The organism is Segatella copri (genome assembly GCF_026015625.1).
Classification (GTDB): Bacteria; Bacteroidota; Bacteroidia; order Bacteroidales; family Bacteroidaceae; genus Prevotella; species Prevotella copri_H.
In genome coordinates, this window is sequence record NZ_JAPDVG010000001.1 from 1,349,879 (window position 1) to 1,371,315 (window position 21,437).

General features: G+C 44.0%; 15 protein-coding genes and 1 pseudogene. 10 read left to right on the plus strand and 6 right to left on the minus strand.

The window, feature by feature from the left end; translation table 11 throughout:
- Positions 1-176: 176 nt before the first annotated feature.
- From ONT19_RS06125 to ONT19_RS06135, 3 genes are read left to right on the plus strand one after another with little or no spacing between them, the layout of a single operon-like run.
- Complete coding sequence (locus ONT19_RS06125) at positions 177-944, plus strand: radical SAM protein (RefSeq protein WP_022120410.1); 768 nt, start codon at positions 177-179, stop codon at positions 942-944.
- A 45-nt stretch (positions 945-989) separates the two neighbouring features.
- On the plus strand, positions 990-1,811 hold the full coding sequence (locus ONT19_RS06130) for a bifunctional hydroxymethylpyrimidine kinase/phosphomethylpyrimidine kinase (RefSeq protein ID WP_264952929.1): 822 nt from the start codon (positions 990-992) through the stop codon (positions 1,809-1,811).
- A 48-nt stretch (positions 1,812-1,859) separates the two neighbouring features.
- Positions 1,860-2,798, plus strand: coding sequence for a DMT family transporter (locus ONT19_RS06135; protein ID WP_264952928.1), 939 nt, complete (start codon positions 1,860-1,862; stop codon positions 2,796-2,798).
- 44 nt (positions 2,799-2,842) lie between these two features.
- Here ONT19_RS06135 and ONT19_RS06140 read toward each other — a convergent pair whose 3' ends face one another.
- A complete protein-coding gene (locus ONT19_RS06140) occupies positions 2,843-4,939 on the minus strand; it encodes a hypothetical protein (protein ID WP_264952927.1) in 2,097 nt (698 codons plus the stop codon).
- A gap of 203 nt (positions 4,940-5,142) precedes the next feature.
- On the opposite strand from ONT19_RS06140, the gene ONT19_RS06145 reads away from it, so the two are divergent.
- Together ONT19_RS06145 and ONT19_RS06150 are read left to right on the plus strand one after the other, a co-directional pair.
- The gene (locus ONT19_RS06145; RefSeq protein WP_264952926.1) at positions 5,143-5,916 is read left to right on the plus strand and encodes a winged helix-turn-helix domain-containing protein; all 774 of its coding nucleotides are present in this window, start codon (positions 5,143-5,145) and stop codon (positions 5,914-5,916) included.
- 115 nt (positions 5,917-6,031) lie between these two features.
- Entirely contained in the window at positions 6,032-6,589 is a 558-nt protein-coding gene (locus ONT19_RS06150; RefSeq protein ID WP_264952925.1) for a hypothetical protein, read from the plus strand.
- Positions 6,590-6,714: 125 nt separating this feature from the next.
- On the opposite strand, the gene ONT19_RS06155 is transcribed toward ONT19_RS06150, so the two are convergent.
- The 3 genes from ONT19_RS06155 to ONT19_RS06165 form a co-directional block, all read right to left on the minus strand.
- A complete protein-coding gene (locus ONT19_RS06155) occupies positions 6,715-7,512 on the minus strand; it encodes an Ig-like domain-containing protein (protein WP_264952924.1) in 798 nt (265 codons plus the stop codon).
- Positions 7,513-7,612: 100 nt separating this feature from the next.
- A complete protein-coding gene (locus ONT19_RS06160; protein ID WP_264952923.1) occupies positions 7,613-8,425 on the minus strand; it encodes a class I SAM-dependent methyltransferase in 813 nt (270 codons plus the stop codon).
- Between the two features lie 73 nt (positions 8,426-8,498).
- On the minus strand, positions 8,499-10,217 hold the full coding sequence (locus tag ONT19_RS06165) for a sigma-70 family RNA polymerase sigma factor (RefSeq protein ID WP_264963853.1): 1,719 nt from the start codon (positions 10,215-10,217) through the stop codon (positions 8,499-8,501).
- Positions 10,218-10,371: 154 nt separating this feature from the next.
- On the opposite strand from ONT19_RS06165, the pseudogene ONT19_RS06170 reads away from it, so the two are divergent.
- The 5 genes and pseudogenes from ONT19_RS06170 to ONT19_RS06190 all read left to right on the plus strand — a co-directional run.
- Positions 10,372-11,469, plus strand: a pseudogene (locus ONT19_RS06170) (ATP-binding protein); the annotation flags it as partial.
- A 206-nt stretch (positions 11,470-11,675) separates the two neighbouring features.
- The gene (locus ONT19_RS06175; protein WP_264952921.1) at positions 11,676-16,724 is read left to right on the plus strand and encodes a RecQ family ATP-dependent DNA helicase; all 5,049 of its coding nucleotides are present in this window, start codon (positions 11,676-11,678) and stop codon (positions 16,722-16,724) included.
- A gap of 532 nt (positions 16,725-17,256) precedes the next feature.
- Entirely contained in the window at positions 17,257-17,862 is a 606-nt protein-coding gene (locus tag ONT19_RS06180) for an HU family DNA-binding protein (RefSeq protein ID WP_264952920.1), read from the plus strand.
- 117 nt (positions 17,863-17,979) lie between these two features.
- Positions 17,980-18,825 carry an N-acetylmuramic acid 6-phosphate etherase gene (locus ONT19_RS06185; protein ID WP_264952919.1) on the plus strand — a complete coding sequence of 282 codons (846 nt, stop codon included), beginning with the start codon at positions 17,980-17,982 and terminating at the stop codon, positions 18,823-18,825.
- Between the two features lie 70 nt (positions 18,826-18,895).
- Positions 18,896-19,633: an SDR family NAD(P)-dependent oxidoreductase gene (locus ONT19_RS06190; RefSeq protein WP_264952918.1), complete on the plus strand. Its 738-nt coding sequence runs from the start codon at positions 18,896-18,898 to the stop codon at positions 19,631-19,633.
- A 5-nt stretch (positions 19,634-19,638) separates the two neighbouring features.
- On the opposite strand, the gene ONT19_RS06195 is transcribed toward ONT19_RS06190, so the two are convergent.
- Together ONT19_RS06195 and ONT19_RS06200 are read right to left on the minus strand one after the other, a co-directional pair.
- Positions 19,639-20,784 (minus strand): esterase-like activity of phytase family protein, encoded by a 1,146-nt coding sequence (locus ONT19_RS06195; protein ID WP_264952917.1) that lies wholly within the window; start codon positions 20,782-20,784, stop codon positions 19,639-19,641.
- Positions 20,771-21,406, minus strand: coding sequence for a 4'-phosphopantetheinyl transferase family protein (locus ONT19_RS06200; protein WP_118255725.1), 636 nt, complete (start codon positions 21,404-21,406; stop codon positions 20,771-20,773). Before ONT19_RS06200 ends, ONT19_RS06195 begins: the two co-directional genes overlap by 14 nt.
- Positions 21,407-21,437 lie beyond the last annotated feature (31 nt).

The following is a 21,437-nucleotide window of genomic DNA, read 5'->3' on the forward strand; positions in this document are numbered from 1 at the left end:
ATCGGAGATAGAAGACAAATGGTAAGGATAAATCGATTTTCTGTTGATTTATTTGTTCATTCCAACATTTTTTAGTACTTTTGCCCATCAAATTACGAACAAGTAAATAAGATTGGTATAAAATAGGTATTACCAAGATAAAATAAAGAATAGATTAGATAAAGGAGAATAAGATTATGTCAACGATTATTTATCCATCACCGATATTCGGTCCGGTAAACTCCCGCCGTCTGGGAGTTTCACTGGGTATCAACCTCATGCCATCTGATGGCAAGGTCTGTTCATTCGACTGCGTTTATTGCGAATGCGGATTCAACGCCGACTTCCGTCCTAAAAAGAAGCGCCCTACCCGCGAGGAGGTAAGAGAAGGATTGGAGAAGGTTCTGAAAGAGCGCCACGACAACAACCAGCCTCTGGATGACATTACCTTCGCAGGAAACGGTGAACCTACGGGACACCCAGACTTCAAGGGAATCGTAGAAGATACGATGGAACTCTGCAAGAAATATTTCCCTGAAGCACAAGTATCCGTACTCAGCAACGCTACCTATATATATAAGGAGGAAGTGAGAGAGGCGCTGATGCTCGTGGATAACAACATCCTGAAACTGGATACCGTGGATATGGATTACATCAAGAAGCTGGACCGCCCTCAGCAGCCTAACTACGATGTGAAGGATGTGATCAAATATCTGAAGATGTTCAAGGGGCACGTCATCATCCAGACCATGTTCCTGAGAGGTGACGGTTTGGACAATACCAGCGAGCACTTCGTAGCTCCTTGGCTGGAGGCAGTGAAAGACATCCAGCCTCAGCAGGTAATGGTTTATACCATCGCCCGCGAAACACCAGACAAGTTGCTGGAAAAGGCGCCAAAGGAAGTTCTCGATGCCATCAAGGAGCGTGTAGAGGCATTGGGTATCAAATGTACAGCCAGCTATTAAGAGATAATCAGGATAAGAAAGAAAAGCAAGTAGAAAAAAGAAAGAATGAAAGCGAAAAGTAATATCCTTATTATCAGCGATATGTGTGGTTACGGAAAGGTATCTGCTGCAGTTCAGATGCCTATCCTCTCTTATATGGGACTCGATGTGTTCAATCTACCCACCATGCTCATCAGCAACACGTTCCCATACGGCAAGTACGCCATTCTGGAATGCACTTCGTATATCGAGGAAGCCTTGCAGAAGTGGAACGAACTGGGCATTCACTTCGATGCCATTACCACGGGTTTCATGGCTTCAGAGCGTCAGGCGAAGCTGGTGGCACGCTATTGCAGAGAACAGGCAGCAATGGGCACCGACATCTATGTGGATCCCGTGATGGGCGATTACGGCAAGCTCTATGGTGGAGCCAGTGAGAGTACCGTGAGATGCATGAAGGAGATGCTGAGCGTATCGCATCTCTGTTTTCCCAACTATACCGAGGCTTGTCTGCTGACAGATTCGGAATACAAGGAAGAGGGAGTCTCGGAGAAGGAAGCCTATGAACTGATAGATAAACTGAGAGCCATCGGTTCCCACTCCGTGCTCATCACCTCGTGCATCGTAGAGGGTCAGCATGCCGTGATAGGTTTCAATCATCTTACTGAAGAGTATTTCCTCCTGCCCTACGAAGAAATCCCCGTTCAGTTCCCGGGCACCGGCGACATCTTCTCCAGCATCATCGTGGGCAGACTGAAGGATGGCGATCATCTCCGCCATGCCACCCGCATCGCCATGGATACCCTGCGCAACTGGATAGACATCAACAAGGATGACAAGGACAAGAACCGCGGAATTCCGATAGAAAGGCATCTGGGGGACTTGTAGATTGCCATTTAGCAAACACAGAAGCAAGGGAATATCAATTAAGTTATAATGGAAAAGAAAGAAACAAATACACTCAGTATATTTCAGCGCCCAGTATGGGTAAGCCTGTTCGCCCTTACGGCTGCTATCTCGTGGGGATGGGCTTACCCATTGATAAAAATGGGAATGAAGGAATATCAGATTACAGCAGACATGACCGGAAGCAAGATGCTTTTTGCAGGCATCCGCTTCTTCATCTCCGGCATCATCATCCTTGCCATCGCCAGAAGCTCGCATCGTAAATTCGGATTCAAGAAGAAAGCTGTTCAAGAGAATGTCTGGTTCCTTCTCCTCTATGCACTCCTCAACACCACCCTTCATTATGCCTTTTTCTATTTCGGACTCTCGCATAATGCAGGAGCACGTTCGGCGATACTCAATTCGATGAGCGTCTTCACGGTGGTTATCTTTGCCTGCATCTTCTTCAAGAGCGACAGGATGACGTGGCGAAAGGCTTTAGGCTGCATCATTGGCTTCCTGGGCATCCTTGCCTTGAACCTTGGCGGAAAGGAAAGCGGAAGTTTCACATTCCTGGGCGATGGTATGATTATCCTCAATGCCCTGTGTGGAGCCAGTGCTTCCCTGCTGACCCGAGGATTGAGCAAGAGAGTGGATGTTTTCGTAGGAACCGGTTATTCGCTGAGCATCGGTGGAGCCTTGCTGGTGATTCCTGCATTGTTAACGGGTGGCTATCTGCCAGTCATCAGCCTCTGGGGCATCACTATCCTTCTGCTGCTCATCGCCATCTCAACCATCAGTTTCGCTCTCTACAACAAACTATTGAGCTGCAATCCCGTAGGAAAGGTAGCGATATACAATTCGCTCATCCCCGTAGTAGGAGCCATCACCTCCTGCCTCTGTCTGGGCGAAACCTTCTACTGGAAGTATCTGATAGCAGGCGCATTGGCTACTGCCGGAATTTATATCATCAATAAAGGGAAGAAATAAATTCCGGCTGTTGCCCATGCAACCCATATAGAAAGCAAAGCCACCTATTTCAAGATACCCGTTTCGCGCTCCTCATTGTTGATATTCCGCTGTATCTTACGGTAGTCCTTTCCCCGATTGATATTCCAGGCAACACCGATACGGAACAAATTACCTTCCGAATTGTCATAACCACAAACCTGCTTACGGAGTAATGCGTTGACGATTTCTGCTGAATAGGATTTCGGATGAGCCATAAACGGATTATGCATATAGAGCGTAAAATCGAAATCACCCATATGATAACTGGCTGAGGCAGCCAAAGAAGGAGGATTATGCCCGATGTGCTCTCCCTCCATAAAGTTCCAACCGTTATCAGCATACAGTATCACAGTCCATTTTCCCCAATACCCCTGTAATGTTCCACCATAATTATAAGCGGTATAACAATGACTGTACTCATCGCCCTTATTGAAAAAACGGTCAATACCTGCGTTCACAGATAATATAAGGTGGTCGGGGATAATGTCAAACCGGGTATCATTCGTAAGATACAACATATTACAATGGGGCTGATTCGTCTGGGAATAAAGAAACTGATCATTTTCCGTGCGGGTGTATTTTGCCAAATTACAATGACGATTGATACGATACTCTAAGGTAAAATCAGTATTTATCCTTGGTTTACTGAAAGAGAATACCACCCAGTTCTCATATATACTGTTAGGCTTAAGCAAAGGATTACCCACAGTCCATTCCATACTGTTTTTTCGAATACGGGTATCCGAAATCATAGCTATCTGCGAAATATGCTGTGATAATTCACTTCCCAAGCGGATCTGAAACGAAGATGTCAAGGAATAAGCCAATGTGAGTTTCGGACGACAAAGCCAAAAACTAAAATCCTCATCTCCCTGTCGATAAGTCTGATTACTCAACCCGAAGCCAGCCACATAAGTTAAACGGGATGTTCCTTCCTTGAATTGTCCCAAACTACCCTTGATTTGTGCAAAACCATAAATACCCAATGAACGGATACCATTCTCGCTAACCACATCACCCAAATACTGATTATCCATATATTTCCAGTTCAAGTTGGTTCCTGCAGAAAAAGTAAAGGGTTTCAACCGGTTTTCATAGATAGCCTCAGCTATGAGCGAATAGGTCTTTCCATCTACCTGATATTGATAGGGTTCGCCCTCACCTTCATAATAGGCACCTTTTGTTCGAATATAAGTGCCCAAAACATCTGCCGACAAAGACTGATGCTTGCCCAACTGATGATAGAAATACAAATCGAGAGCAGGAGTAAAATCCCTACCCTTGCTGGTTCTGTAAACAGGATACGCAGGCTTTCCAGATTCAGAAAACCACATCTCATTCGATGTATAAGGCTGATTGCTGAAATCCGTGGTAAGCGTTGTTTGGAATACATATAAGGCAGAATCAGCCAGATTATACTTCAACTGCAATGTATTACCATAATTTTGAGTTGCCCCATTCATGATTTTTCGAGATATCTGATACTCAGAACCATCATGTAGAAGATACTGAGCATCCTCATTATATTCGGATGCCTTATTATCCACATAAGTCTGCTCATATAAAATATTCAATTGGCTCTTGCCCCTATTGACAGATGCATAGACATCGTTCGAACCGAGCTTGGTAGTTAGCGCATTGGTCAAGTTGAAGCCCAAACTGCCACCCGATGAATCCCTGCGGGTATGAATATCTATCACGTATGCAATATTCTTTCCATATCTTACGCCAGGGCTGTCGATATAATCTACACTCATAATAGAAGCTACATCCAGCATCTGCACGTCATGCATATTGGCGAGAATGCCATTGATACGAATCTGCACTTCTCCTTTATTATCGGTAGCAGAAATGGAACGACCAGCCTCATCAACCCTGATATGAGGCAAAGCTAACTTTCCCAAAAGCGAAAAACCAGAAAAAGAACGCTGCTTCTGTATATCGCTTGGGAATATCAACTTGCCATCTTCCTTGTTGACTACTCGTGCCGCCTTCACAACAACCTCTTGCAAGGCTATAGAATCATTCGATACCTTCTGGATCTCCTGGGCACTTATTTCTACACAAGAGATCAATGCCCACAACATCACCATAGCTGTTAACAATTTACTTTTCTTCATTGTCATCATATACTTTTCTAAAACTTGTTTTCAGCTGCAAAGGTATCAAAAAGAGAAGACCAAAGCGAAAAATATGACTGACATGAGTCTGACATTTATCAATTAACGAATATTATATCGAGTTTTATACCATCTTTCATAGAATTTCTGTACTTTTGCATTTGAATCTTTAAACAGTATATCATTTAAACAGAATAGATAATATGAAACTGAAAGCATATCATTCCATCCTCATCTTCACCATCCTTGTGATGTCTGCGGCATTCTCCAGCGTAAGCAACTACCGCAAGGCACAGTATGCCATTGTACAAGATATGAACAAAGCTTTGGCTCTGACACTTCAGGAAAATAAATATCAATGGATTACGCCTGATACCATCCAGAGCTACCGCTCACATCTCAGCATCGACCTGCTGAAATCGACCAGTAATCTCTGCTATGTGATGGAAGACAGAAGAAGAGGCAAGAACAATTCCCAGCTGGTAAATAGCGCCAACCTGCTCAGCAGCAAAGAGATGCTTCTCAACGAGCATTCTATCCAAAGTTATGCTAACTGTTCGATGGCAGATGTTTTGAGTATGAGCAACCAGCGGACATCTTTGACGCTTACCCTCATGGCTATGATTTGGGCTATTGCATCGCTATACTATCATCGCAGAAAACAACCCTGGAATCATGAGGCTGATATGTTCGGCACCATGTGCTATTCTCAAGACGAGGATTCCTTCTACAATCAGGAAAACGGACAAGCCATCAAGTTTACTCCGATGCAGCACCAGCTGATGCAACTCTTCTTCAACAATACGCATTATCAACTCTCCAAACAGGAGATTTGTGATGCTCTTTGGCCCAAGAAACCGGATGCCAGCGAAACGCTCTATACCTTGATTCGCCGTATCAAACCGGTGATTGAGCAGAATAGCAACCTCATGATTGAGTCGGAAAGAGGCAAGTCTTACCGACTGATAATCAGATAAGTTCAGAAATGTCAGCCAAATGTCAGGCAAATAACAGTCAAATGTCATACTTGTTATTTGGCAGTTTCCCATCTTCTTCATACCTTTGCAGCTATAATACAAAAGAAGCAAAGATATGAAGAAGATTTTTTTGATAGCAGTTGTCTTGCTGATGATGATAAACTTCATCATCAACTATCACCATGAGGTAGCGAAAGAGCAGCATACACCGATGGCGGATTTCAAAACCAAGGTAGAGATGGCACCTATGAAAGAATACAATGACCCGGACTTCGGCTACGTTGTCAAATATCCTTGCTTCTTCCAGCAGGAGGATACTTCGGTATCGGGATACCAGGGCTATGCCCGCTTCTCATTCACCAATCATGCCAACATCATCCTGGAGAGTTATGTTACCCCCAACTATAGCAACACCCTCCAGGCTTGTGCCGATTCTCTAGCCCAAAAGCTTCATTCGGAAAGGACGATGCAGGCATCGGATAAAGCATTCATCCTCTCCGGTCCTGTCTATGAAAACGGAGTAAGAGTAGATGGCTACAGTCATTACGATAAATTCATCAAGAGTGGCAGAATACTCTTCGTTTATTCCCTCACCTATCCCGACAGCTACAAGCCAGCCATGCCCCGCCTGTTCAAACTCATAGACGACTGGAAGGTTTTAGGGGCATATTAATCTGCTTTGAAGATATCCTCGTAAGCCTCTTGGGATTGTATAAATACAACAATCCCGAGGAAACGTTTCTTTAGAAATCTTTCCTCGGGATTTATCCACAAAAATATTACAAGAAACACTCTTACTTATTTGTCCGGCTCCAATTCCTCTATTGCACAAATGGCTTGTAGCTCGACCTTTTTAATGTGAGGATAAGTCTTCTTATAATTATCTGTCACATCTTTAAAGATACTCTCACCGTCACTATAGAATGTAGCCAAGACAACTGCTCTATAATCTTTGAAAGGCAACAAATACCAAACTTCTGTATTATCAGCATTTTGTTGGATGTTAAGAACTCCCTCCATACGAGTATTTCCTTCACTGTCAGTTATGGTAAGTCTTTTGGTTATAACACCAAAAGGATTATTAGTAGGTGTACGGAAAGTATAATATTTATAGAACTTGTCGTTCTCTATGGCATCGGCTGCGATAGCAGCGGAATCCTCGGAAGAAACGCCTTCAACTAAACATTTTCTATTTACCACATACATCGTTCTATATATCTTCCAACGGGCAGTCCAATTTTTTACTTCTACCTTTAAGATAGCAGAGTTTCCGTCTGAGTCGGTTACGGTTATAGTAGCATTTCCCTCAGAAACGCCACTTACGTATATCTCCTTCTCAGACTCATTTGAAGAACACGAAACCTTGGCAACACTATCATCAGAAGAAGTTGCTGATACTTTGCCTTTAGCTCTATTAACATTCACCTTGCTGCCACTATCGGTATAGGTTGTAAGAGTGTTAATAACAATCTGCTTACCAGTAATTATATCACCGGTTACTTCGTCTTCAGTGAGCTGGATTCCAGAATCATCATCGCTACAACTTGCCAAACAAAGCAAAGCTGCTAATGCCATAAGAATCATTCTAATTTTCATACGCTTCTTTATATTAAAGGATTATAACTAATTAATAAACGCAACTCGTTTTCAAAACTTGCATGAGATTTCTCTTTTTACTTTTTTATATTCTATCACTCTACAAGAGAGTATTACTTTCCGTATTGCTCAAATTCAATATGTACCAACAAGAAGTAGTGAAGAAATTCCTTGCATACTTAATTTTCCAAACAAAACGAGGCAACAGCGATGGAGTAAGCTGGAACTTCTGCTTATAATGAGGATTGATAAACCAAAACTTCTTGTCAACAACAGAGAATTCACATCTTTTTATCAATTTTTCAAATAACTCTATACTTGTTCTGCACTCTTTTATGCTCATCAGCTCGCTTATAGTACCATCTTCCTCTTTGCATAGTTTCAATAATGAATTATACATAGAGTTTGGTAGCAGATGTATGAACGGAAAGTGCGAACAGAGTTTGCTTCGGCAAATCTGTTGATGTCCACCAAACGGCATCTGCCATGCAGGGAATCCGACAAAGAGAACGCCTGTTGACTTTAGAAAACTTTTGAGGTGTAACAGAAATTCTCCTTTCGTTGGAACATGTTCTATTACATCATGTAATAGAATCACGTCAAACTTTTCCTCTTCATTGATTGGCGCAAGGTATTTCATAAAGTCGCAACACACGAATGTGGCATTTTCGCAGATTTCCGAAAAGTATGCTTTCGCATCTATTATTCTACATTCAGCTATGTCTATTCCAGTAACTCTACAGCCAAGTTGGGCAAAGGGAACTAAATTACCTCCTTCGCCACAACCCACCTCTAATACTCTACTTTTCGAAGTCAACTTTTTGAAAGTTGACAAGTAGCTGATGTAAAACTCTTTAGATGTAATTTCCAAATCATGGAAGTACATCCTTCTATCTGTATGTCTTTTCTGCATATCTATATAATGTTTTGACCTTTATCATATAGATACAGATTTGCCAAAAAGACTGCATGCGAAAAGAGACTTTTTACCAAGAGAACCTTATTCCAAACGGAACGGTAAATGTGAATGGACGTTCTGTCCAAACATTCTTAATACAGCTACCATTCGGAATGTACCAATTCATGGTTGGCTCTATAAACAGATTCAGATTTGGTGCAAACTGATATTGGATTCCGATGTTTGCATTTACAGACCATTGTATCGGGAGCGTCAGTTTCCAATCTGTTGTGTATGCAGACTTATCTTCAACGATATAATCTGCATCAGTTTTTCCATATATAGGAATCAGAATACCAGTGCCTACAGAACCATAAGTTGACAATCTCTTGAACTTCATAAATTGATAAGACAGTTTGAAAGGAACACCAAGATAGTGGAGCTTTTGTTCCTTGTCAACACGATAGCTGCCAGTACCAAGAATGAGATATGATTTCAGATAAGAATATTGAAGTCCTGTCTCTAAACTCCATCTTTTACCTATGTTTTTATTTACAGCAATGCTCAATGTTATTGGCTTGTCATGATGTTCTACTTCTACTATTTCTCCACTATTGTGGTCTGCAATATCTGCCATGGCTACATTTTCTGTAGTAGGGTCTGCCTGGGATATGCGATGTAGCTCTTTTGCATAGTCTTCCCATGTCGTGAAATACTTCTCAGCAGGGTTGATTGGGTCTGTTGGCTGGTCCGGACCAGAAGGCAAATCATTAGTAATATCGTTACTTTTCATAAACTTACATACACTCTGTACAAGAGTCGTACCCAAAGAACCTGCAGCCAGTAATTGCCACTTATTCCTTTTGTGAACCTCAATATTTTCTGTAATCCATGATTCCTTATAGAGATTAGGGGCGATGATAGAATCTTTTACCAAGATACTATCAGTTCTATTTACAGCAAACTGCTTTTCATCTTGCAATGTATCTGTTATATTTGCAATTATATTATGTTTTATTTCCGTTGTGTCATCACGCATTGCTGCTATTGTCTCTATGGTTAGTATCTTGTGATAATGAGTACATGGATTCTGCTTTGGGGTACAGTTTGTAGAGTCAACATCGTTCTTTGATGCTGGACTAACTGAACCTTTTATTTTACGTCTGCGTATTATATTGGTATCATTTTCTGAAATAAGCTGTTTTTTGGTTATAAGTTGCTTATATACAGGAATAATGATGAGAACCAATACCATAATTAGTATTGTTCTCTGGCTCAATTTGTTTCTCAACAAAGCCTTAGCTCTCGCTAATTGCGAAGAAGAACTGTGTGGAGCTATATCAAGCAACTTTGCAATTTCCTGATGAGACAAACCATCTAGCACAGAAAGCTTGAATACCTTTTTGTATCCAACTGGTAATTTATCGATTTCAGCCATAATATCCTCGTATTGGATAGAAGATACTGTATTTCTACAATCATCACAGCTGTCAATCACACTTTCATCTATGTCTGATAAAGAAATATACCTAAATGTATTACCCTTTTCTTTGTATTTTAATGCAAGATTAGAAGTTATACTTGTAAGCCATTGACCGAATCTGTTAGGATTCTTCAAATCTTTCAAAGATACAAGCGCTAGTATAAATGCATCTTGGACAAGATCATCTATGACATCCTTGTCCTCTTTAAGAATATTGATACATATACCTTTCATTTTAGGATAATATATCTGATACAATGTGCTGAAAGCACTTTTATCTCCTTGTTTTGCTTTAAATACTAAAGTTTGTATATTTGAATCCATGAGTATATTATTTTGCATAATTTATCTATATATAGATATGAAACCAGCATGAATACTGCACGAAAAATTGTTAAAGAACATAAAAGCGCTTGATTATTTGCATATATCAAATATTAATTGTATATTTGCGGTGGAAATATAAACATCGAAGATTATGGCACTTAAGTTATATCCATTAGGCATACAGACTTTCGAGCGAATCCGCAAGGAAAACAAGCTCTATATCGACAAGACGGAATACGTTTACCGCCTGACTCACACCAGCGGTACCTATTTCTTCTTGGGACGTCCACGCCGCTTTGGAAAATCCCTATTTCTAACCACCCTCCAGAGTTACTTTGAAGGCAAGAAAGACTTATTCAATGGTCTTGCCATCGAAAAGCTGGAAAAGGAGTGGACAGAATATCCTGTGCTCCACTTTGATTTAAGCGGAGGCAAACACATGAATAAAGAACAGCTGGAGAGATATCTCGCATTCATTCTGGAAACAGAAGAGAAGATATGGGGTATCACACAGCCACAAATTGATGCCAATAACCGATTGACAGAACTAATCAATACTGCATACGAGAAATCCGGAAAACAGGTAGTCGTACTTATTGATGAATATGATGCACCCATGCTGGATGTGGCTCACGAGAAAGAACAATTGGATACCTTACGCAATATCATGCGCAACTTCTTCAGTCCTTTGAAATACAGCGAAGCAAAACTGCGCTTTGTCTTCCTGACAGGCATCACCAAGTTCTCGCAAATCAGCATCTTCAGCGAACTGAACAACATCACCAACATATCCATGAATGATGACTATGCTGGTATCTGTGGCATCACCAAAGAAGAACTTCTGATGCAGATGTCGGAAGATATTGAGGAGCTTGCCCGAAGAAGAAACATAACGAAAGAGCAAGTAATCGACAAGTTGAAAGAGAATTATGACGGCTATCATTTTACAAGATTCTCACCTGATATCTTCAATCCATATAGCCTGCTGAATTGCTTTGCTGAAAACAAGTTCGGATCCTATTGGTTTACTTCCGGCACTCCAACTTATCTCATCAATATGATGCGCAAATATCAGGTAGTTCCTACAGACTTCATCACACGAGTGGAGGCTGATGCCAGTGAGTTTGATGCTCCTACGGAGAATATGCCAACCATCATGCCGCTGCTTTACCAAAGTGGATATATCACAATCAAGGAATATCATGAAGACTACAACTATTACGTTCTTGATGTTCCTAACAAGGAGGTAGCAGATGCTCTTCGTCATATTCTCTCTGCTTACAGACTATCGGTCGGCATCAACTTCGACAGTAAAACTGGGAATATCGAAAATTGGATAATCAAAAAAGCATAAGATAAAAATATCTGCCTGCGACATCATAGAGGAAGGTATGGTCTATGCATAGATAAGACAGCTTTCTGATACATCTAAGAAACAAAAAAGAAACGTTTATTATGTCAATATTCAGTCGCCTCTTTGAAAGGAAAAACAATCTCACCGTAAGCTCTGACATCAAGAAGAAAGATGCCAGAAGCAGGAACATTGCCTTCGTGGATACCGAAGTGGGACTGAAAGACCATAAAATACATGATATCGGAGCATTGCGTTATGACGGAGCCAACTTTCACCAAGCATCGCAGACGGCACTGAACAAGTTCCTGCAAGAAGGAAAGGTTGACTATATCTGCGGTCATAACCTCATTCATCACGATGCCCGCTATCTCCAACTCAACGGCATACTGATAGATACCCTCTATCTCTCCCCACTCCTCTTCCCCAAGCGCCCTTACCATCATCTGGTAAAGGACGACAAACTGATGAGCGAGCAGATGAACAATCCTGTCACCGACTGCGAGAAAGCCAAGGAGCTTTTGATGGATGAAATCGCTGCATGGAATCAATTATCAGAAAGGAAGAGGAAAATCTTCACCTTGCTGCTCCAGAATGAAGAGGAATTCAGAGGATTCCTGATGTATGTGGGAGCCATCGAAAAGGATGATGCAATCATAGAAGTTTCAGAATTCATTCATTCTGAATACAAGAATCATATTTGCGCCCATGCCGACATTCCGGCACTTGCAGCCCAGTCGCCTTGCGGCTTGGCATACGCCTTGGCCCTCATAGGCACAGACGATTACCAATCTGTAACCCCAGGTTGGGTACTCTTCCATTATCCCGAAGTAGAACATATCATCTATATGCTCTGCCATACCCAATGCACCGATGGCTGCGAGTATTGCAACCGCATGCTCGACATTCATCACAACCTGAAACAACTCTTCGGCTATGATGCCTTCCGTACCTATGACGGCGAACCGCTGCAAGAACAGGCATCGCAGGCTGCAGTGGATGGTAAGTCATTATTGGCGATATTCCCTACAGGTGGCGGCAAATCGCTCACCTTCCAGTTGCCAGCCCTGATGGATGGCAGAACCATACATGGACTCACCGTGGTTATCTCGCCTCTGCAATCATTGATGAAAGACCAGGTAGATAACCTCGCAGACCGCGGTTTCACCGATGCCGTAACCATCAACGGTCTCCTCGACCCTATCTCCCGCTCCCTAGCCATCGAACGAGTGCAGAGTGGAGATGCCACCATATTATATATAGCACCAGAGATGTTGCGCTCCAAAACCATCGAGCGCATCCTCATGGCACGGCATGTGGTGAGATTCGTCATTGACGAAGCCCACTGCTTCTCTGCATGGGGACAAGACTTCCGGGTGGATTACCTATACATCGGTAAATTTATCAAGGAATATCAGGAACGCAAGTTTGGCAAGGATGCCATGACCCGCAACCATGGTCAAACCCTGATACCCGTATCTTGCTTCACCGCCACTGCGAAACAGAAGGTGGTGCAGGACATCTGCGACTATTTCAAGCATTGGCTGGGCACCGATCTCCAGCTCTTCGCCTCATCAGCCTCACGTACCAACCTGCACTATTCCGTTATCCACGTAGATAGTGACGGCAACAAATACAATCTCCTGCGCTCGCTGGTAGAGCAGGCTGATTGCCCTACCATCATCTACGTATCCCGCACCAAGCGAACCCGGGAACTCGCCCAGAAGCTGACACGTGACGGTATATCCGCCCTGCCCTATAATGGCAAGATGGATGCTGATGAGAAGATACACAATCAGGATGCCTTCATGAGCGATAAGGTAAGAATCATCGTTGCCACCTCCGCCTTCGGTATGGGAGTAGATAAGAGCGATGTGGGTCTGGTTATCCACTACGACATCTCCGACTCTCTGGAGAACTATGTACAGGAGGCAGGACGTGCAGGAAGAGACCCACACCTCAATGCCAAATGCTATGTACTCTATAGCGATGAGGACTTGGACAAGCACTTCATCCTGCTCAACCAAACCAAGCTGAGCATCAGCGAGATACAACAGGTATGGAAAGCCATTAAGGATTTTACCAAGCAGCGTCCACATGTAAGTTGTTCGGCACTGGAGATAGCCCGTCAAGCTGGTTGGGATGACTCGGTATCCGACATAGAAACCCGTGTCCGCACCGCCCTTTCTGCTCTAGAACAGAGCGGATACATAGAGCGTGGCAACAACATTCCGCACGTCTATGCCACAGGTATCACCGTCAAGAACATGGACGAGGCAAGACTGCGCCTCACCGAATCACCCCTGTTCTCTGAAGATGAGATGCAGAATGCCATACGCATCATCAAGTCGCTCATCACCCAGAAGCATATAGCCAAGGCACAGGATAGCGAGGCAGAATCCCGCATCGATTACCTCGCCGACATCCTAGGACTCAGCAAGCGAGACGTCATCTCCTCCGTTGACCGAATGCGACAGGAAGGCATCCTTGCCGATACCCATGACATCTCTGCCTATCTGCAAGACATCAGCAACAAGCAACGCAAGCCTCAGCAGATGCTGGAAAACTTCGCCAAACTGGAAAGATACATTCTGGAACATATCCCGGATGAATCGCTGCATATCACATACAAGCAACTCAATGACAATGCCGTACACGACGGCATCAACACTTCAACAGAAAAGAAAATCCGCACACTGCTATACTTCCTGGCAGTAAAGGGATATGCGCACAAGAAGGAAGACGGCGTCCGCAATCTTATCGTGACAAGAGACAAGGATATAGAGACCATCATCAAGCGATTCGAAAGACGAATTGAGGTTTGCCGATTCATCATCGAAAGACTATACAGCCTGGCTGAAGAAAACAGTAAAACTATAACAGAAGAGAGCAACAACAGCTCTTCTGAAGAAAAGAATCCTTCTGAAGAAAAAGGTTTAGGAAAAGCCTCTGGCGCAACAGACAATAGAAAAGAGAAGCCTCTTCAATTCTCGGTAGTTGAACTTCTGAACGATCTGAAATCCAGCAACCAGTCACTCTTCTCCGACTTCTCTTCCCTGCAGTTGGAAGACGTGGAGGAAGCCTTGCTCTATCTCTCCAAGATAGGAGCCATGAAGCTGGAAGGAGGATTTCTGGTGCTTTACAATGCGATGGCAATTAAACGCATCAAGGAACCTCGCCTCCACTATAAGCAGGAGGATTACCGCATGCTCAACGAATTCTACAAGCAGAAGATTCAGCAGATTCACATCGTGGGCGAATATGCCAACCTGATGGTAAGAGATTACGATGCCGCCCTGCAATATGTGCAGGATTACTTCCAGATGGACTACCATTGCTTCATCTCAAAATACTTCAAGGGCAACCGGGAGACTGAGATAGAGCGCAACGTAACACCTTCGAAGTATAAGAAACTCTTCGGAATACTCTCCAAGCGACAGAAGGAAATCATCGACGACCACGAGTCCCGCTGCATCGTAGTCGCTGCCGGTCCTGGCAGCGGCAAGACACGTGTGCTCGTACATAAGCTTGCCTCTCTCCTGCTGCTGGAAGATGTAAAGCACGAACAACTTCTGATGCTTACTTTCTCTCGTGCAGCCGCTACCGAATTCAAGCAGCGACTGATGCAACTCATCGGCAATGCCGCCCATTTCGTAGAGATCAAGACCTTCCATTCCTACTGCTTCGACCTGCTGGGCAGGGTTGGCAATCTGGATGAGGCTGGAGATGTGGTTAAGCAAGCCGCCGAAATGATCAACAATGGAGAAGTGGAGCCCAATCGCATCAGCAAGACCGTGCTCGTGATCGATGAGGCGCAAGACATGAGCAAGGATGACTATGCCCTTGTCTCTGCTCTGATGAAAGCCAACGAAGAGATGAGGGTGATTGCCGTAGGAGATGATGACCAGAACATCTATGAGTTTAGAGGTTCCAACTCGCGGTATCTCTATGAATTGACCCAGACAAAACACAGCCGTTTCATCGAGATGACCGAGAATTACCGCAGCCTTCGCCACATCGTGGATACTGCCAACGACTTTGCCCGAAACATCCGCCAACGAATCAAATCTACCCCTATCATCTCCATGAGTCAAGAAGATGGAGAGGTAAGAATCGTGAAGCATCCATACGAGATTCAGGAGAAAAAGGCTTATATGTATCAGCCTATCCTAGAAGATGTTACGCGATTACTGGGAAGTAACACTTCAAAAGAAGCCGATGCATCTTCCCGCAAGAAGAACGAAACCATCAGCATCCTCACGCAGACCAATGAAGAGGCAGTCATCATGCTGGCTCTTCTTCACAGTCATGGCATCAAGGCCAAGCTGGTGCAATCAATGGACGGCTTGCGCTTCTGGAATCTGGCAGAGGTAAGATACCTCTTGAAGAAGATAGACCAAGGCATCAAGGAGACGAAATCCCCTATCATCCCTGATGATATTTGGGAAACAACCAAGCAGCAGACATTCCAAAAGTATGCCACCAGCCAGGCATTGCCATATCTGCACCGCAGCCTCCAGATATTTGAGCAGACCAATCGTGCCAAGTACTACAGCGACCTGAGGGAGTTCGTGTTCGAATCATCAGTAGAAGACTTCTGTGACATCTCGAAATCAGACATTGTGGTCAGCACCATCCACAAGGCAAAAGGCCATGAGTTCGACCATGTACTGATGCTCATTACCCATCCCGAACATCCTACTGATGACATACTGCGCCGATACTATGTGGGCATGACCCGTGCCAAGCGTACACTAACCATCCACACCAACGGCAATCTCTTCGACAGTCTGAAAAATGCCCAGCATCTCTATGATGCCCAAGCCTACGATGAGCCCAACGAAATAGTGCTTCAGCTCTCACACAAGGATATAAACCTGGGCTTCTCCAAGCCTCACAAGGACGCTATCCTTTGCCTGAGAAGCGGTATGCCGCTAACCTATCACGACCATTGCCTCTGTCTCCCATCAACAGGCAGAGACATAGCCCAGCTCTCCATCAAGATGAAAGAGAAACTAGGCAAATGGGAGTTGAAAGGCTACAAGGTAACCGCTGCCCGAATCCGCTTCATCGTGGCATGGAAGTCAAAGGATGCACCTAGGGATGAGAAGGAATCTGCCATCGTGCTCGCAGATTTGGTGATAAAAAAATAAGGTAAGCTCCTGGAACCTTATCTACAAGCACAACCTACGATAAGTATTCTTATCCACTAAGAGAATTAGGCTGGGATATTGATGAAATCATCAACCCTGTACTCTTTTCCCAAAAAGAATGGGAGGAGAACCATTATACCTTATTCAATCATAACGTAAATAAGGAAGGAATTGCAATATGATAAAGGGAGTTACAAATTTTACTGCACAACAACTGTTTTACACTCGCACAACACGTGTTATGCGAGCGCATAACAGCTGATATGCAAGCGCACAACAGCTGTTGTGCGACTGACGGAAGTGACTTTCCCGGCAACATATACTTACTGTTCCAACAACTTATCCTACTTCTTCCGACAACTTATAAAGGCTTCTTACGATGCTTATTCCTATTGATAAGCAGTTCTAACCCACATCAATAGCACCGCTCATTCGTATCAATCAAACCGCTCATCCATATTAGTGCCATTTTTATTTGGTAGTTTAAGAATAAAAGATTACCTTTGTATCGCTAAACAGAAAGAAGAAAACGATGGCTATTAAATATGAAATCCATTATCTTCCCAATGCAGGAGGAAATGAAGAGACTCGCCGATTCGCCCATATCTTTGAGCAAACAGCTATGACTGACAAGGAGATGATCAGCCGAATCGCCAGACATAGCTGTCTGGGAGAAGGAGAAGTTTCGTCCGTACTCATGAAACTGCGTGATATCATAGAAGAAGACCTGCAGGATGGAAGACGTGTCAACATTCCGGAAATAGGTTATCTCTCGCTCTCGGTAGATCTGGATATGGATGACCTGAAACCCGACAATAAAGTGAGAGCTGAATATGTAAGCGTAAGAGGCATCAAGTTTCGCCCCAATGCAGACCTGCTGAAACAGGTGAAATATAATACCCATTTCGAGAAATCACAATATACTTCCCGCTCCTACCCTTTCTCTGAAGATGCATTGAAGGAGAAAATAAGAGAGTATCTGCAGCATAACCGTTCCATTAACAGAAAAGTACTAGAAGCGGAATTTCATATCCGTAAACAGACAGCACTCAACTGGCTGAAGAAACTGGAAAAATCCGGATTTCTGATTAAAGAAGGTTCCCGGAATGCGCCGGTTTATTTCCTGGCAGAAGAATAGGAGCCCATCGGATGATAGGTCTCATCATGATAGAACTCTCTAGATGACTGCAAGCCATAGCCTCCGCGACCATCTAGGCTTCATTACATTAAATCTACACCCTAAAGATAAAGTAATATGCCAAATAAAGAAGAAAAGAAAATAACAGAGCAGAGTTCGCTCTACGAACATCTGGAAAAGATGAGCGTGGAAGAACTTACCGCTCATATCAATGCAGAAAACAAGAAGGTGGCTCTGGCGATAGAAGAAGCATTACCCACCATCAACCAACTGATTTCCGCCATTGAAGGGCAGCTGAAGAAGGGTGGTAGACTCTTCTATGCAGGTTGCGGAACGGGCGGAAGACTGGCTACGCTCGATACCATCGAAGTGCAGAACACCTATGGCATCGACGGTTCACAGATACAAGCCATCTTCCCCGGAGGCATCGGCTGCCTTACGCAAACCAGGGAATCAAGAGAAGACGACCTGGAAAATGGTTGGCACCAGCTCTGCGATAAACATATCTCAAAGCTGGATTTCGTGCTGGGCTTCTCGGCAAGCGGCACCACACCCTTCGTGCTCGCCATCCTGAAACATTGCAAGGAGGCTGGCATTCCTACGGGATGCATCGTCAACAATCCTCATGCTCCCATCGCCCAAGCAGCCGATTATCCCGTAGAAGTAATCACGGGACCGGAGTTCGTGACGGGAAGTACCCGTATGAAAGCAGGTTCTTCGCAGAAGATGATTCTGGATATGATCAGTACTTCTCTCCAGATTCGACAAGGACGGGTGGAAGGCAACAAGATGGTGAATGCCAAGCTTATCAATCATAAACTCATCGACCGTGCCTGCCGTATCTTCATGGAACGCAATCCGCAATATACGGACTACGAGGAAGTGAAACAGCTGATTCTGGAATCAGGAAGCGTAAAGAAGGCGGAAGACTTGCTGAAGAGTAAAAGCGATTTAGATATTTAGATAGAGTTAGACCAAACTTCACCTTATATAAATAGAACTATCAAGATTTCACCTTATATAATAGGACTATATGGCAAAGAAAGCAATTGTAATGGGTGCCACATCGGGCATCGGAATGGAAGTGGCAAAACTGCTTGCTGCAAAAGGATGGCAGGTAGGAATTGCCGGAAGAAGAATTGAAAGATTGCAGGCTCTGATTTCGCAGGGCGGCATTACCTGCTACCAGCAAATAGACGTGACTTCTCCCGATGCTCCTGCCCAACTTCTCGAACTAATCGATAAGTTGGGAGGCATGAACCTCTACTTCCATAGTTCCGGCATTGGCTGGCAGAATAATACGCTGGATATAGAAAAGGAGTTGAAGACACTGGAAACCAACGGCTTGGGATTCACAAGAATGGTGGATACGGCATTCAATTGGTTTGCTACTCATCATCAGAACAATTCAAAAGCCCGCATTGCCTGCATCACTTCCATTGCCGGAACCAAAGGTCTCGGTGCCGCCCCAGCCTACTCTGCCACCAAGCGATTCCAGAACCATTATCTGGAATGCCTGTCGCAGCAGGCACGGATGCGTCATCTCCCCATCGCAATCACAGATATCCGACCAGGTTTTGTAAAGACCGACCTTATCGCAGGCAGCAGCTATCCGCTACAGCTCAAACCGGAAGATGTGGCGAAGCACATCGTGAATGCCATCGAAAACGGAAAGGAAGTAAAGGTGATAGACTGGAGATATGATATCCTCGTCTTCCTCTGGCGACTCATACCTAGATGGTTATGGACGAGATTGAAGATTACAACATAACATCTTTATTCCTTTCTGATGACAATCGTCTTGAACCAGTCTTTCAATACTCCAGCATATTGATCCTGCGAATCAGACAGCAGGATGACAACCTGGGAACCATCTTCCAGCTTGGGTCCCAGACACATACCTTCGTAATTGGCAAAGGAACGCTTGGAAAGTGACAAGCCGGTTTTCCATTCCACAAGCAAATTCTTCTTCAAGAAAGGAGTATCTGATGAAAACTTCTCTTTCAAAGCAAACTCCTCAGAATTCAAAGGATTAATCTGATAGAGTTTACACTTGCAGAAAGCCCCAATCTTAATCTTCGGGATAAATGCCTCACGCTCCAAAACCAGAAGCTGTCCATCGGGCAAGGCGCAAAGCTCACTCACACCCATCACATAGATATCTGCTTTCTTATGGGTAGAAGGTTGATCCATCTGATAGGCATAGGCTGTCATGTAACGAGAGGCTTTCTTGCTACTCTCTTGCTCGCTATACTCTTCCTTGTTACGATTTTCCTCTATTTTTCCCCAATCATACCTCATCAAACGAAGCTGGTTGGCCAATCCGTTTTGAGGAGTAGCAGGCTGTCCGTCTTTGCGGAGCGTGCTCTCAGGAATCGTCCAGAGATACTGACGGACGGAATCAAAAGCCAGAGACTCAAAATTATAATTGGGATAAAAATCAGAAGAAGGCCATCTGCTCTCCCAAAGGTTCTGCTGATAGCTAATCTTGGGAGCATTAGCCGAAGTAGGCAGAACAGGATACTCCTTTAAACGGCAATATCCTTCGCTTGTTATCACCAAGGTAGAATCAGAAGCCTTCACGATGGCTTCGTGGTCAAAGCCTTTCTCCTGCCCCTGCCAAAACTTTCCGTCGTTCAGCGTTCCATCTGTTCTCTCGGTAAACCCAAGGTTCTCTACCTGTTCCAATTCGCCGGTCTTGGGATTCACCTGAATCCGGAAGTTGAAGTACAGGGCACTATCCGACTTGTCGCTTACCACCGCATAGATATCATCATGCAGATGAGCAATGCCACTGTAGTTGCCCGCAGCCACGGTTTTCGGAAAAGCTTTCTGAGGATTCTCTCTCACTACTTTCCAATCCTGTGCTCCAGCCAACAGACTGAATGCCAGGAAGATGGACAGAATATTACAACGCAGCATAAGTCAATACAAATTCCATGGTTAACTCGAAATCTACATGCGCCATCTTTCCGCTCTTGAGATTCTCCACATCACACGACCAATCTGCCATCGTATCAAACGGCTTCACCCGCATATCCTCAAACATTAGATTTTCTTCAGAGAATAACTTGAAGACCGTTTCCTTGGCACACCAATGCACCAGCTTGGCATCCAGATCTTCCGCCTTCTCATCCTTGCGCAGGAATTTGGATGCGATGCGCTCTACCCTATCGCTGAAGTATTCGATATCCACCGCCACTTCCTGATTTTTGGAAAGGATAAGCGCAGCATAACTCTTGGTATGCGAAACGCTGATATGATAACCACGGAACAATGGCTTGCCAGCCTCGTTGTGGGTAATGTCACCTGCATGAGAAAGCAAGCCCTTGGAAGCCCCATTCGTCTTGAGCATCTCATACATTAATGCACGAATGGCAAGAAACTCCAGTTTCCTGCCATCGTTCTTATATTTCTCTTCCAACTGAGAGCGGTAAGCCTGCAGATGAGAATACTGCTCGAACAACTGTTCTACAGTTTCATCCATCTGCCATAAACCAAGACTCACTCCCGGATAAACTTCTCGTATATTGACAACTGCCATATTTTTTATATTCTGATATTGATGAATACTG